General features: G+C 66.4%; 11 protein-coding genes and 1 pseudogene. 8 read left to right on the top strand and 4 right to left on the bottom strand.

What is annotated here, in order from left to right:
• Positions 1 to 8: 8 nt before the first annotated feature.
• Both OL239_RS05960 and OL239_RS05965 read right to left on the bottom strand, forming a co-directional pair.
• The gene (locus OL239_RS05960) at positions 9 to 587 is read right to left on the bottom strand and encodes an Rv3235 family protein (RefSeq protein ID WP_268911114.1); all 579 of its coding nucleotides are present in this window, start codon (positions 585 to 587) and stop codon (positions 9 to 11) included.
• Positions 588 to 814: 227 nt separating this feature from the next.
• Positions 815 to 1,468: a hypothetical protein gene (locus OL239_RS05965; protein ID WP_268911115.1), complete on the bottom strand. Its 654-nt coding sequence runs from the start codon at positions 1,466 to 1,468 to the stop codon at positions 815 to 817.
• A gap of 250 nt (positions 1,469 to 1,718) precedes the next feature.
• Here OL239_RS05965 and OL239_RS05970 point away from each other — a divergent pair, with 250 nt between their 5' ends.
• Positions 1,719 to 2,228 (top strand): hypothetical protein, encoded by a 510-nt coding sequence (locus tag OL239_RS05970; RefSeq protein WP_268911116.1) that lies wholly within the window; start codon positions 1,719 to 1,721, stop codon positions 2,226 to 2,228.
• A gap of 18 nt (positions 2,229 to 2,246) precedes the next feature.
• Here the strand turns inward: OL239_RS05970 and OL239_RS05975 are convergent, their stop codons facing one another.
• Positions 2,247 to 2,480: a helix-turn-helix domain-containing protein gene (locus tag OL239_RS05975; protein WP_268911680.1), complete on the bottom strand. Its 234-nt coding sequence runs from the start codon at positions 2,478 to 2,480 to the stop codon at positions 2,247 to 2,249.
• Positions 2,481 to 2,684: 204 nt separating this feature from the next.
• Here OL239_RS05975 and OL239_RS05980 point away from each other — a divergent pair, with 204 nt between their 5' ends.
• The 5 genes and pseudogenes from OL239_RS05980 to OL239_RS05995 all read left to right on the top strand — a co-directional run bounded on the left by OL239_RS05980 (position 2,685) and on the right by OL239_RS05995 (position 11,114).
• Positions 2,685 to 3,332 carry an SAF domain-containing protein gene (locus OL239_RS05980; RefSeq protein WP_268911117.1) on the top strand — a complete coding sequence of 216 codons (648 nt, stop codon included), beginning with the start codon at positions 2,685 to 2,687 and terminating at the stop codon, positions 3,330 to 3,332.
• Positions 3,329 to 3,949 (top strand): hypothetical protein, encoded by a 621-nt coding sequence (locus tag OL239_RS19405; protein ID WP_329609364.1) that lies wholly within the window; start codon positions 3,329 to 3,331, stop codon positions 3,947 to 3,949. Before OL239_RS05980 ends, OL239_RS19405 begins: the two co-directional genes overlap by 4 nt.
• Complete coding sequence (locus OL239_RS19410; protein ID WP_329609365.1) at positions 3,862 to 4,683, top strand: AAA family ATPase; 822 nt, start codon at positions 3,862 to 3,864, stop codon at positions 4,681 to 4,683. Before OL239_RS19405 ends, OL239_RS19410 begins: the two co-directional genes overlap by 88 nt.
• A gap of 84 nt (positions 4,684 to 4,767) precedes the next feature.
• Positions 4,768 to 9,610: pseudogene (locus OL239_RS05990) on the top strand (NAD-glutamate dehydrogenase).
• A gap of 22 nt (positions 9,611 to 9,632) precedes the next feature.
• Positions 9,633 to 11,114, top strand: a complete 1,482-nt coding sequence (locus tag OL239_RS05995) for a sensor histidine kinase (protein ID WP_268911118.1) — start codon at positions 9,633 to 9,635, stop codon at positions 11,112 to 11,114.
• A gap of 109 nt (positions 11,115 to 11,223) precedes the next feature.
• Here the strand turns inward: OL239_RS05995 and OL239_RS06000 are convergent, their stop codons facing one another.
• Positions 11,224 to 11,472 carry a WhiB family transcriptional regulator gene (locus OL239_RS06000; RefSeq protein ID WP_104052537.1) on the bottom strand — a complete coding sequence of 83 codons (249 nt, stop codon included), beginning with the start codon at positions 11,470 to 11,472 and terminating at the stop codon, positions 11,224 to 11,226.
• Positions 11,473 to 11,719: 247 nt separating this feature from the next.
• Here OL239_RS06000 and OL239_RS06005 point away from each other — a divergent pair, with 247 nt between their 5' ends.
• Positions 11,720 to 12,157 (top strand): hypothetical protein, encoded by a 438-nt coding sequence (locus OL239_RS06005; RefSeq protein WP_268911119.1) that lies wholly within the window; start codon positions 11,720 to 11,722, stop codon positions 12,155 to 12,157.
• Between the two features lie 298 nt (positions 12,158 to 12,455).
• Positions 12,456 to 14,513 (top strand): acyltransferase family protein, encoded by a 2,058-nt coding sequence (locus OL239_RS06010; protein WP_268911120.1) that lies wholly within the window; start codon positions 12,456 to 12,458, stop codon positions 14,511 to 14,513.
• The last annotated feature ends 72 nt before the right edge of the window (positions 14,514 to 14,585 follow it).

Below are 14,585 nucleotides of genomic sequence, written 5' to 3' on the forward strand. Positions count from 1 at the left end.
CGCTTCGGTTAGCCGATCTCCAGGGCCGTGATTTTCCAGAGTCCGCGCCGCAGCTCAATGCGAAGAGCTGCGGCGCGGACTCTGTTTTGTTCCGCTGCCACCACGGAGGCCTCACAAACCCCCTCGGAAACGGGGCAGATCCGGCAGCAGCGGATGACGACCTGCCGGTGCAGGCGCTCCGGCACCGCCGGGGCCCTCCCTCCGGCGCCCGCCCGGACGCCGGAGGGGCCGCGGGCCGCACCCGACTCCCGGCTTCGGACCAGGTTCGCCCGCAGCTGCAGTCGTTCAAAGCTCGCCGGGTCGAGCCAGCGGGCCATTTGCTGAAGGGGGCGGGTTCCGCCCAGGACTTCCAGTGCCGCCTGGGTTACCGAGCGCGCTATCGCGTTGACCCGGGCGTCGTGCTCGGGGTCGCTCTGCCAGCGGGGGGTGCTCCGCCGTGCCGGTACCGGCTGCAGGCTCCGGCCGGGCCTGCTCCGGAACAGGCCGCAGCGGACGGAGCTTGACCGGCGGAGCCCCCGCCGGGGAATAGCCGGTGACCGGGATGCGGCGGACTGTAAGCGGGCGAGGAGCGCCGGATGCTGCGGCAAGTTCGTCTGCTGTTTCGGGGACGGGAAAAGTGATGACGGTGGTCATGGCGGCTGTCCTTTCCTGCGGGACCCGTTGTGAACGGGGCGCCGGGGTGCTGGGATGAAGCGGGTGCCTGGCTACTGACGGGGCAGTTCGGGTGTTTCGAAGACCTGGCCGGGAAGAATCAGGTGCGGGTTGGGGCCGATGACGCCGCGGTTGTGTTCGTACCAGCGCGGCCAGTGGGCCGCTATTTCCGCGTCCGTGGCCTGGGGGCCAAGCTGTCCGGCAGCGAGGCTCCACGGGAGTCACCCGCGCGGACAACCACCGTCCGGTCCGCAGCACCGGAGCGTTCGGGACGGATGAAAACATTGGTTGAAGGGCGCTGCGGGCTCGGTTTCCACTGCGGGCTCACCGGGCTGTCCGCAGCTGCCTGATCCGTACCGCGCCCGGACAGGTCCGGTGCGGTATCCCACCGGGGCTGGGCCGCAGTGTCCAGCGGGTGGTGCAGCAGGGCCACACTCTGTCCCGGAGGTGTTCCAGGCAAGGAATCCGCGGCCTGCGCGGCTCCGGCACCGGCGACAAGGTTGATGCCGACGGCGGCGGCGGCGAGCCGCTTCATGAAAGCCGGTGCGAGGGCACCCGCAGCGGTGGCCGCAGCAGCGTGTCCCGCTTTCCGGAGCGCCGCCGACAATACTGCCAGGACGATCCCGAGGCTCCACCACAGTGCGAGGAGCAGTCCCGCGGCGGCGGCGGCGAAGCCGGCGACATTCTGCAGGGACGATACCGAGCCGGCGAAGAGCGTCGAGGGATCCGGGCGTGTTGCCAGTCCCGAGCACAGCAGGACGGCGGATACGGCACATCCCGCCGTCAGGAGGAGGAGGTCACGCAGATGGTGTTTCATGCCGTGCCGCCCTCCTGGTCCTGAAGTCCTCTGGTCATCCCATTTGATGCAGTTTGGTTTCATTTAGCGCTGTTGAATCGCGTTTGTAGGCTAATGAGTGTGTTTGATGGGCTTTGTCTACACGCCGGTGTGCTCCGTGTCTAGGGTGGTTCCACGATTGTTGGGCATGGACGGCTCTAGCTGGGCAGGCGGGGACCGGTTAGCCTGAGCGAATGCGATGGGATGCCCTTTTGCCGACATGGAGGCCCAAATGGCCTCGGCACATCAGCTCATCCAGGATGCGGAGGTTTCGGACCGGCTTCGAACCGATTTCGCCGCCATGGACCTGGCAGCCCGGCTGCACGGCCAGGTCGGACGGCACCTGAAGGTTGATGTGGGACTGCCCGGGTCCTTTGACGGTCTACTGGGCCACGTCGGCCGCGGGTGGATCGTCCTGCAGGGCCGCCGGCCCACCGTCGTCGCACTCGACCACGCGGTACTGATCGCGGGCATGGACCGCTTCTCTGCGGCGGATGCGCCTGCGGCACGGCTTGGTCTTGCCTCGGCGCTGCGGGGTTTGTCCCGGGACCGGGCGGCCGTGCAGGTGTATTTGGCCGGACAACCACCGGCAGCCGCGCTGGACGGCAGCATTGACCGGGTGGGGAAGGACTATTTCGAGCTGTCCCTGACGCCCAGGGGAGAGCCGCGGCGGCCGGGCAGCGTTCTTGGCGCCGGCATCGTGCCGCTGCGTGCTGTGGCGGCCGTCTCATCGGCGGCGTGAGCGTCCGGCAGGGACGGGTTACTGCTCCGGAACCGCACCCTCCGGCACGCCCTCGCGCTGGGCGGCAGCCGAGCGGCGGTAGGCCTCAGCGATAAACTCCTCCAACACGCGGGCTTCCACCCGCCACTGGCCCCGGCCGCCAATCTGGATGGCCGGCAGCTCGCCAGACCTCACCAGGGCGTACGTTTGCGACGAGGATATGTTCAGGACCTCTCCGACATCCGCCAGTGTCAGGAACCGTTTATCGCCCACGTATCCGCCTCCGCTTCCTTCGGCGCGTGCATGCGCTGCGCCGTCACCCCAGTCTCCCACCCCGCCGCCGGCGCCGGCCAACTTATCCACATTCTGAAATTTTGGGAAAAACACCGTTTCCATCCGCCGGCCCGTGGTTAACAATGGCAGCGATTGCACGTCCGGGGCTGTGCAGCTCGGACTCCGGTGCCACCAGGGGGAAGAATGAGTCTCACCACAACTGTGCCGGCGCCCGCGCCGCGGCTGAAGAAACCGTCATGGAAGGATCCCCGGCTCCTGCTGGGGATCCTGCTGGTGCTTTCCTCCACGGCCGGCGTCGTGGCGCTTGTTGGATCGGCCGACCAAACCACGGAGGTGCTCGTCGCGGACCGGAACATTCCGGTGGGAACACCGGTCAGCGCCGGCGACTTCGCTGCTGTTCCGGTGCGGCTGGGGGAGGTTTCCGGATCGTACCTTCCGGCGGCGGACGGAATCCCCGACGGCTCCGTGGCGTCATCGCTGCTGCGAAAAGGGGAGCTGGTGGCCCGCAGCGACCTCGGCACCGCAGACGGGCTGGACCGTAAGCCGGTGGGGCTGCGGGTTGACGACCTGCTCCCCAGCGGAACACAGGCGGGGTCGCGGGTTGACGTCTGGGTGGCCCTGCCGGACGAGCGGAACGGTTTTAAGGAGCCGCAGAAAATCCTTACGGCCGCGGAAATTTCGGAACTGACAGTCGACGAGTCGGTGCTGGGAGCCAACCGGTCCACGCAAATCCTCGTCCTGGTGGAAGACGGGGACCTGCCCGGCCTGCTCAGCGCGCAGTCGAACGGGGCCAGGATCGCCGTGGTTCCGAATCCGGGATCCGGAACATGAACATCCCGGTGGTCACCGTGGGAAACGGCGTGGGCAACCTGGTGCAGGAACTGGAACGGCTGCACGGGCCCGTCACCGTAGTCCGGCGCTGCACTGAACTGCCGGAACTGCTTGCCGCCTGCCAGAGCGGAATTGCCCGGGCGGCAATCGTGGCCGACGACGCCGGGGAGGTCACCGCGGCGCTCGCCGAACGCCTGGCTGCCTCGGGCGTGGCACTGCTGGTGCTGGCGGATGACGACGGTGCCCGGCAGCGGCTCAGCGCGCTGAGCATCCTCCATGCTCCCCGCGGAGCTGCCGCCGAGGTGCTCTCGGGACTGGTGTCGGACGCTGTGGACCTGTTGGAACGGCGGACAGCCTCCACCCTGCTTGCTGACCCCGCAGCGGCCCTGAGTGCCTGGACGCTCGACTCCATGGGAGGACCGGCCCGCCCGTCAGGCCGGGGCGGGACTCCCGGCGGCGTTCCGGGGGAGGGGCCGGACGGCACGGACACCGGGGACGGGGAACGCGCGGACGGAACCGTTGTCGCGGTGTGGGGTCCGGCCGGGGCACCGGGCCGGACGACGGTCGCCGTGAATTACGCGGCGGAAGCGGCCGCGGACGGGAAACCGTCCTGCTGATCGACGCCGACACCTACGGGTCGTCGGTGGCGGCAAGCCTGGGGCTCCTGGACGAATCCGCCGGCGTCGCACAGGCCTGCCGGCTGGCAGACCAGGGGCTGCTCGACCGGCAGTCGCTGCTGCGCAGCACACTCAGCGTGTCCCTGAAGGGGCGGCGCCTTCTGGTGCTGACGGGCATCACGCGTTCGGACCGCTGGGTGGAGCTGCGGCCCACGGCCCTGGGCCTTGTGGTGGAGCAGGCCCGGAAGGTGGCGGACCTGATCGTCATCGACTGCGGGTTCAGCCTGGAAGCCGATGAGGAGCTGAGCTTTGACACGCTGGCGCCGCGGCGAAACGGTGCCACCCTGCGGGCCCTGGAGCTGGCCGACACTGTACTTGCCGTCGGAGCGGCCGATTCGGTGGGAGTGCCGAGGCTGGTGCGGGCGCTCGCCGAACTGGAAACCGCAGTCCCCGGCGCCACACCCAAGGTCGTCCTCAACAAGGTCCGGGCCGCCGCCGTCGGACGCTCTCCGGAACGCCAGCTGCGGGACGCCTGGGAAAGGTTTGGTCCCGGAATTCCGGTGACAGCTTTCCTGCCGGCCGACTTCTCCACCGTGGACGCAGCCCTGCTGGCCGGCTCGGCGCTGCTGGAAACGGCGCCGTCGTCGGCGCTGCGCCATGCAGTCGCTGCGCTGGCAGATGTCACGGTGTCTTCGCGGCGCCGGCTGAAGCGGACGGCAGCGGTTGCAAAGTGACCTTTTCATCCTCCCGGGATAGGCTCAGGTGAGGCCGTTCGCAAAGAAGCGGAGGGCAAGAAGGCTACAACGGAGGCGTATTACATGTCGTCTGGATCCCGTATTCCGGATCTACCAGGTACCGACGATTCCCTGGACGAATTTATCGGGAACTACTACGAGCATCTGGCAGGGGAAGACGCAGACGGATATCCGCGCTCCTCCCTGCGCGAAAGGGCAGAGCGCCACCGCGGTGTCGGGTCGGTCCGGCCGGACGGCCAGGCGACTGTAGCCGTCTTCGACCAGGGCGACGCCAGCGTCGTGCTCATCGTCACCGACGACATGCCGTTCCTCGTGGACTCCGTGACAGCGGAACTCGTGCGGCAGAACGCCGCCATCCGGCTTGTGGTGCACCCAACCTTCCTGGTCAGCCGCGACCGGGAAAGCGGAGAACTGCAGGCCGTGCACCGCGTGCCGGCGACAGCAGGCGTTTCCAGCGGGGACACCGCGGCGCTGCCGAACCTTTCCGCCCTGCTGGGGCGGCAGGATGAAACCACCCGCATTGAATCCTGGATAGCCGTGGAAATCGGGCGTCTGGCCGACGACTCGCAGCGCAGTGCGCTTGTCGATGGACTGTCCAAGGTCCTGGAAGATGTGCGGCTCGCAGTCACGGACTGGCCGGCAATGCGCGCGAAGGTCCATGAGGTCTCACGTTCCCTCGAGGACGCGGCCGGCGGCGGGCAAATTCCGGACCTGCAGCAGGCCCGCGAGCTGCTGTCCTGGCTGGACAACGGAAACTTCACCTTCCTGGGGTACCGCGAATACGACCTCATTAATGAAGACGGCGAGGACGTCCTGCGCGTCAGCGAAGACCAGGGACTGGGGCTGCTGCGCCGCGCCTCCGGTGCCGGGCGGGTCCAGCACCTGACCGCCGCAGGCCGGGCAAAGGCCCGCGAAAAGCGCGCCCTGGTCATCACCAAGGCAAACTCCCGCTCGACCGTGCACCGCGCTGCCTACCTGGACTACATCGGCATCAAGCGTTTCGACGCGCAGGGCAACGTGAACGGGGAACGCCGCTTCATCGGCCTGTTCTCCACCGGAGCCTACACAGGTTCCGTCCGCAACGTGCCCATTGTGCGGGACAAGGTCCGCGAGGTGATCCAGCGTGCCGGGTTCCCCGCTGACTCACACTCGGGCAAGGACCTGCTCTCCATCCTTGAAACCTATCCGCGCGATGAACTGTTCCAGATCGACGTGGATGCACTGCTGGACACGGCCCGCAGCATCCTCCGGCTGCAGGAGCGGCGCCGCACCCGGCTGTTCCTGAGGCCGGACGTGTACGGCAGATTCATGTCCGCACTGGTGTTCCTGCCCCGGGACCGGTACAACACCTCAGTGCGCCTGCGCATCCAGGACGAGCTGCGCTCGACCTTCGAGGCGGAGTCCATCGACTTTGAAGCCCGGCTGACCGAGTCCGCGCTGGCCCGGATCTTCTTCCGGATTCGGCTGCCCCGGGGCGCCGAGATCGGAGAGCCGGACGCCGCAGCCCTGGAGGAGCGGCTGGTGCAGGCCGCCCGCTCCTGGAGCGAGGGGATCGGCGAGGTGCTCCGCTCGAAGTTCAGCCGCGGTGACGCGAACCGGCTGTCGGCTCTCTGGGCCGAAGCTTTCCCCGCTGACTACCGCGTGAGCTACGAAGTGGAAGACGCCCTGGAGGACATCGCCCGCTTCGAAGCGCGCGCCGCGGAACCGGCCACGGCCCCCGAACTGTTTGTCTACGTCCCCGAGGCAACCCGGCGCAGCGGCGGCGAGGACGCCCGGCTGAAGCTTTACCTGCTGCAGCCGCGCTCCCTGACGCAGATCCTGCCGACCCTGCACAACCTGGGACTGGAGGTGCTCGATGAACGGCCCTTCGAAATCAGCAGGGGAGACGGCGACACCTTCCACCTCTACGACCTGGGCCTGAAGTACCCCGCCGGCATGGATCCGGTAAAGACCGGCTCCCTGCTGGCCGAAGCCTTCGGCGCCGCGACCAGCGGGGCCAGCGAGTCCGACTACTTTGACCGGCTTATCCTGGAGCAGGGACTGTCCTGGCGCCAGGTTGTGGTGCTGCGCAGCTACGCCAAATACATGCGCCAGCTGGGCAACACCAATTCCTACGGCTTCGTCGCCGGTACCCTGCGGCGCAACCCCGACGTGGCACGGGCCCTGGTGCGGCTCTTCGAGGCCCGTTTCGATCCGGATCTGCCGGAGGACCGGCGGGCCGCAGCCGAAGAAACTGCCCGCGATGCCCTCGAAGCCGGCCTGGAGCAGGTACCCACGCTCGACGCCGACCGGGTCCTGCGCACGGTGGCAAACCTGATCAACGCCACGCTGCGCACCAACTTCTACCAGGACAAGCCGTACGTCAGTTTCAAGCTGAACACTGCCGTCATCGAGGGCGCCCCTATCCGCGCCCCAAGTATGAGGTTTGGGTCTACTCCCCGCGGGTGGAAGGTGTACATCTGCGGTTCGGCGAGGTCGCGCGCGGCGGTTTGCGCTGGTCCGACCGGCGCGAGGACTTCCGCACCGAAATCCTCGGCCTGGTGAAGGCCCAGACGGTGAAAAACGCGGTCATCGTGCCCACCGGCGCCAAGGGCGGCTTCTATGCAAAGCAGCTGCCGGATCCCGCGGCTGACCGTGCGGCCTGGATGGAGGAGGGCAAGGAAAGCTACCGGACCTTCATCCGTGCGCTGCTGGATATTACCGACAACCTGGTCATGTCCGACGGCGCGGAACAGGTGGTGCCGCCGCAGCGCGTCGTGCGCCACGACGGCGACGACACCTACCTCGTGGTGGCCGCGGACAAGGGAACGGCATCCTTCTCCGACATCGCCAACGCGCTCTCGGCGGACTACGGTTTCTGGCTTGGTGACGCGTTCGCCTCCGGCGGCTCCGTGGGCTATGACCATAAGGCCATGGGCATCACGGCCAGGGGTGCCTGGGAATCGGTCAAGCGCCACTTCAGCGAGCTGGGCGTGGACACGCAAAACGAGTCCTTCACCGCCGTCGGCGTCGGGGACATGAGCGGGGACGTCTTTGGCAACGGCATGCTGCTTTCCGAGCACACCAAGCTCGTGGCGGCCTTCGACCACCGCCACATCTTCCTGGATCCCAATCCCGACCCCGCAGTCTCGCACGCGGAGCGGCGCCGGCTCTTTGAACTTCCCCGGTCATCCTGGGCCGACTACGACGCGTCGCTGATCAGCGGCGGCGGCGGAGTGTTTCCTCGCCAGTCAAAGAGCATTCCGGTGAGCCCCGAGGTCCGCAAGGTCCTGGGCCTGGAAGATTCGGTGACGAAGATGAGCCCGCCGGACCTGCTGAAGGCCATCCTGAAGGCTCCGGCCGACCTGCTCTACAACGGCGGCATCGGCACCTATGTGAAGGCTTCCACGGAGACGAACACCGAGGTGGGTGACAAGGCCAATGACGCCATCCGCGTGGACGGACGCGACCTGCGGGTTCGGGTTATCGGTGAAGGCGGAAACCTGGGCATGACCCAGCGCGGCCGGATTGAAGCGGCACGTGCCGGCGTCATCCTCAACACCGACGCCATCGACAACTCGGCCGGCGTCGACTGCTCCGACCATGAAGTCAACATCAAGATCTTCGTGGACCGGATGGTAGCTGCCGGCCGCCTGGATCCGGACGAGCGTGCAGAGTTCCTGCATTCCATGACCGACGAGGTCAGCCGCCTGGTCCTGCAGGACAACAAGGACCAGAACATGCTCCTGCTCAATGACCGCAGCCAGGTTATCGAGTGGAGCCCCAGCTTCGAGCGCATGATGGACTGGCTCGAGAAGCACGCGGACCTGAACCGCGAGCTGGAGGCCCTGCCAACCAACGCTGAACTGCGGGCCCGGGTGGCGGCAGGCGAAGGCCTCACCTCTCCGGAATTGTCGGTGCTGGCTGCTTACGCCAAGATCGAACTGACCAAGGCACTGACCAATTCGGACCTGGCCGACGACCCCTACTTCAGCGGCACGCTGCGCCGGTACTTCCCGAAACAGCTGGTGGAGCGCTTTGCCGACCAGCTGGAGACCCATCCGCTGCGCCGCGAGATCATCTCCACGATGGTTGCCAACGACATCATCAACATCGGGGGCATCACTTTCGCCTTCCGCGTGATCGAAGAAACGTCGGCCACTGAATCCATGGTGGCGCGGGCATTCACGGCGCTCCGCGAGATCTACGGCATAGACGGTGTCATCCGCATTCTCAACGGGCTGCCGGCAAGTTTCCCGACGCAGAACTGGACAACTATCCACCTGGATATGCGCCGGCTGCTGGACCGGGCCGTGCGCTGGTTTATCAACCACGTGGGCCGCGGCACCTCGATCGATGAGGACATCGAGGCGTTCAAGCCGGTCATCGGCCCGCTGCGCGCCTCCCTGCTGGACTACCTGCAGGAGGGGACGAGGAGCGGTTCCAGGCAGCCCTGGAACGTTCGGGCGAATGGCAGCTGCCCCGTGACCTGGGCACCTACTGGGCTGAACTGTTCGAGAGCTTCGGCCTGCTGGACATCGCCCTCCTCGCAGCCAAGCGGGTGGACGAGCCCGCAGCGAACATCGCCGGGGTCTACTTTGTCCTGTACGAGCGGTTCGGTGTTGATGACCTGCTGGAGCGCATCACCAGGCTGCCCCGCGGCGACCGCTGGCAGGCACTGGCCCGCGCGGCACTGCGGGATGACCTGTATTCCACGGTGGCTGACATGACGGTGGCTGCGCTGAAGGCCACGGCCGGGCAGGCGGGGGACGATCCGCTGAAACGGGTCAACCTGTGGGAAGAGCAAAACGCCGACAATTTGGAACGCGCCAGGGTTATGTTCGACGATGTCAATAAGCTCGAGCACGACGACATGGCTTCCCTCTCGGTTGCCCTGCGGCTGCTGCGCTCCATTGTTCGACGCTAGAAACAACTAAGAAAAAGAGACCGTGGCCATTTTTACCGATCCCATCAAGGACCATGCCGATTTCGGACCGGGGGACGCGGAATGGCTGCACCTCCTGGTCGGCGACTGGCAGCTGGTCGCCGACCTGGCGTTCGCCGACCTGGCGCTCTGGTTTCCACTGCCGGACGGAAGCTACGTGGCGCTGGCACACGCCCGCCCCTCGACGTCGCACACTGTCTTTCACAGTGACTTCGTCGGGGAGCGGATCCGTGCGGATCTGCAGCCGCTGGTGGACAAGGCCAGGTCCAGCCAGGTCATTGAGCGGTCCAGCGAAACTGACTGGACCTCCGAAGCAGCCATGCGCGTGGAGGCCATCCCCTTCGTCCGCAACGGCCGGACCCTTGCCGTGGTCACCAGCCACATGGACCTGTCCTCCTCACGGATGCCCTCCCGGCTGGAACTGACCTACCGGCAATGCGCCTACGACCTGCTGCGGATGGGAACACTCGGATTGTGGCCCGACTTTGCCACGCCCACCGGATCGCGGCGCGGTGCGCCGCGCGTGGGTGACGGGCTGATCCGGATGGATGCCGACGGCGTTGTTCAGTATGCCTCGCCCAACGGGGTCTCCGCGTTCCGCCGCCTCGGCGACATGGAGGCCCTGGAGGGGCGCTCCCTCGCCGAGATCACGACCGCCCTGCTGAAGGACCGCCGCATGGTGGACGAGACTCTTCCCCTGGTGGTAACCGGCCGCATGCCCTGGCGCACCGAAATCGAATCCCGCGGGGTAAGCCTGTCCCTGCGGGCGATTCCACTGCGCGACGAGAAGGAACGGTTTGGGGCGCTGGTCCTGTGCCGCGACGTCTCCGAGCTTCGCCGCCGTGAAATGGAACTGGTGTCCAAAGACGCAACAATCCGCGAAATTCACCACCGGGTGAAGAACAACCTGCAGACCGTTGCGGCCCTGCTGCGCATGCAATCCCGGCGCATGCAGAGTGAAGAGGGCAAACAGGGCCTGGCGCAGGCCATGCGCCGGGTCTCCACCATTGCCCTGGTCCATGAAACGCTCTCGCAGGGACTGACGCAGAACGTGAACTTTGACGAACTCATCGACCGGCAGTTCCGGTTGGCGGCTGAAGTCGCATCGCCCACCCAGCAGGTCCGTACGGAGAAGGAGGGTTCCTTCGGGGAGCTTCCCAGCGACTGTGCGACGCCGCTGGCACTGGTGATCAATGAACTGGTGACCAACGCCGTCGAGCATGGACTCTCGGACCGCAAAGGAACGGTGCGGCTCAGCGCGGCCCGGCAAATGGGACCGGACGGCGAGGAGATCCTGACGGTTACCATTGCCGACGACGGCGCCGGCCTGCCGCCGGGGCCGCGCCGGGAAGGCCTGGGGCTGCAGATCGTCAGGACTTTGGTGCAGAGCGAGCTGGACGGCACCATCGAATGGTCGTCACGGCCCGGCGGGGGTACCGAAGTGCGCATTGAGATGGGTCTGGACGCCGAATCGCGCCGGAGCTGACCCGGCAATGGGCCCGGGCGGCTTGATGCCGGGCAGCGAATACCGAGGGCCGCTGCACAATGCAGCGGCCCTCCAAAGTCTCCCGGACTACTGTCCGCAGGTGGCGTCCCTAGGACGCGCGACGTGCACGTGCGGCACGGCGCTTCAGCGCGCGGCGCTCGTCTTCACTCATTCCGCCCCATACTCCTGCATCCTGGCCGGTTTCGATAGCCCACTGGAGGCAGGTATCCATGACCGGGCAGCGGCGGCACACACTCTTGGCTTCTTCGATCTGAAGAAGAGCCGGGCCGGTGTTGCCCACAGGAAAGAACAGCTCCGGATCTTTATCCAGACACGCTGCGCGGCTCCGCCAATCCATGCTAATCACAATCTCCTCTAATAGTTGACTCCCACGTGTTTGTGAAAACATTCACGAGCAACTGCAAACGAAAGGGGCCAGATCCGGCCCCTAATTTCCCCTGCATCTAGGATTCCACGATACGGAAACCCAGACAAGGGTTAGTATGCTCTTACTTTGCGCCAAACCATGAGGGATGCATCACAGTGACCCGGGCGGGGGACCGGGGACGTGGGCGTCCTCCGACTATGTCCGGTAGTGTGCCAGTGTGTCAAGACCCCAAGAGCCCCAGCAGGGCGCCGGCCATCCGGCGCCGCGTCCGCCGGCAGTATTCGTCATCTCCGCCGTCCTTGTCCTGGAAGCCCTTGCACTTCTCGGCGTTGCCGGATGGTTTGTGTACAACCTTTTCACGGTGGCTCCGGTCTCGATGGGCGGCGCCGTCTTCACGACGGTCCTGATCGCCGCTGCCGGCATCTGGCTGCTGGCCCTGGGCCACTTCTTCTTCCGCGGATACCGCTGGACCCGCGCCGGCACCCTGGTCTTCCAGCTCTTTGCCGTCGTGATCGCCGTGCCGACCCTCCAGGGCGGAGTGATCCTGACGGGCCTGCTGCTGTTGCTGCCGGCAGCGGCAGTGCTGCTGCTGCTTTTCACCCGTCCCGTGCTTGAGCACACCAGCAAGGTCTCCGGCGACCCCAAGGCCTTCTAGCCGAACAGCTCCCGCGGCTGGCACGGGGGCTGTCTCCTCCGCCACATCCCGGGCGGTGCTGCGCGGTCGTTTCCCGGGCGCACTGCAGGGCCGGGGACCCCTCCCGCACACACCGCCGGCAGCTCCCGGAGCCGCCTCGGCGCCGTGTGCACGCAGGTACGGCCTTTGCCGGGCCGCCCCGGAGCATCACCTAAAATTGAAAGCGGCGGGCCCTCCAGGCGGGCCGGCGGAAACTGAGCGCCCCAAGACTGCAGGGGTAGAGTCTATGGCTGATCGCCTGTTCCAATGAGAGGTCCTTGTGTCGCAGCTACAAGCGGAAGCCCCCAGGGGCGCCGCAGGTGTTACCCCTCCGACTGAGCGCAAATCCCCGTTCCGGCCCGAAGTCCAGGGACTGCGTGCTCTTGCCGTGCTCATGGTCGTCACGTATCACATCTGGTTCGGGCGGGTTTCCGGCGGGGTCGACATATTCCTGCTCATCTCGGCCTTTTTATTGACGCTGTCCTTTGTCCGCAAAGTCGAATCCGGACTGCCGCTGGACCTGGGCCGCTACTGGCTGCGCCAGTTCAAGCGGCTGCTGCCCCCGGTTGCCGTGGTGCTGGCCGGAGTCCTGGCCGCAACGGCGCTGTTCGTTCCCCAGGGCAGATGGGGCGAAATCCTGTCCCAGAGCTGGTCCTCGCTCCTGTATTTCCAAAACTGGGTCCTGGCGGCGGAATCAGTGGATTATTACGCGGCTGACCACAGCACTGCCAGTCCGCTTCAGCATTTCTGGTCACTCTCCGTTCAGGGGCAGGTTTTCATTCTTTGGCCGCTGCTGTTCGCCGGATCCGCGCTGCTGGCCCGTGCCGGACGCATCCCGTTCCGCAGGGTGGTGCTGGCCGTCTTTGGCGCTGTATTCATCGTGTCGCTCAGCTTTTCGGTCGCGGAGACGTACGGGAACCAGGCCCATGCGTACTTTGATACCCGAACCCGGCTGTGGGAATTCGCCCTGGGCACCCTGCTGGCCCTTGCCTTGCCGTACGTGAAGCTGCCGCGTAACCTCCGGGTCATTGCGGGGTGGGTGGGTCTGGCCATCATGTTCAGCGTAGGTTTCCTGCTGGATGTGCAGGGGCAGTTCCCGGGATATGTCGCTCTGTGGCCGTTGGCTGCCGCATCGCTGGTTATCGTTGCTGGCCAGACCAGCAGCCGCTTCGGTGCTGACCGTCTACTGTCCTGGAAGCCGCTGATCCGGCTGGGTGACATGTCCTACGCCCTGTATCTCTGGCACTGGCCCGTGCTGGTGATCTACCTGATCTGGCGGGGGCGTGAAGAAGTGGGCCCGGTGGGCGGAACGGCTATTATTGGTCTTTCGCTTCTGCTGGCATACCTGACCACCCGCCTGGTGGAGCGTCCGCTGCGGTCTTCCGGGTGGGCCAACCGGAACTCGGGCCGCTCCGCCGTCGTGATTGCCCTGTGCCTGGCTGTCGTTGCCGCGCCCGTCGCAGTCTGGGAACAGGGGCTGCGGGCGGAGTCCGAGCGCGCCCAGGCCAGCGCGTACCTCAACAATCCGGGCGCCGCTTCCCTGGCACAGGACTACGTCTACGCCGGTGATCCGCAGGCACCCGTGCTGCCGGCCCCGGAGGCGGGGGCGAAGGATTACGTGAGCCTGGACACCCCGTGCGTCCGGTATGCCAGCGGGGCCGGGGCCCTGGAGGGGGCCGGGTGCTCGGAAGTCGTCAGTCCCGAAAATCCCGACAAGGTCATAGTGGCGGTGGGGAACAGCCACGTCCAGCAGTGGCTGGCCGGCCTGGCGCCGGTGGCTGCGGAGCGGAACTGGGCACTGATTGCCCTCATCCAGGGCGGGTGCCAGTTCCAGACCCACCACGACAACTATCCGGACTCCTGCAACGACCGAAACGAGCAGGCGCTGGAGTACCTGACCCAGGTCGACGCCGATGCCGTGGTCACCACCGCCACCTATTCCACCCTGGCCGAGCCGTACGAAACCATACCGGGCGGCGTGGTGGAAATGGCCCGGCAGGTCATGGACAGGGGGATCACCTATGTCGGCATCCGCGACAACCCGCGGCATGACTTCCACATGGGAGGCTGCTCCGAGGATTATGGAGTGGACGCCCCGGAGTGCAACCTGCCCTACTATTCGGTCCGCAGTCCCTCACCGCCGTTTGATGCCCTGCGCGCCGCCCTTCCCGGCGCCAGGCTCCTCGACGCCGACGACCTCGTCTGCCCCGGCGGCGTGTGCTCCGCTGTCATCGGCAACGTGCGGGTCTACATCGACGACAACCACCTGACCCAGACGTATGTCTCCTCCATGGCACCCGAACTTGGGCGGAGATTCACGGACCTTCTCGGGTGGTAGACACGCCTGCCCCAAATATCCCCAGCTGAAAAACTCGGCTAACCTTGCAACCGGGTGTGCGCCCGGTTCGGC

The sequence above is a fragment of the Arthrobacter sp. ATA002 genome, from assembly GCF_026898095.1.
GTDB lineage: Bacteria > Actinomycetota > Actinomycetes > Actinomycetales > Micrococcaceae > Arthrobacter_B.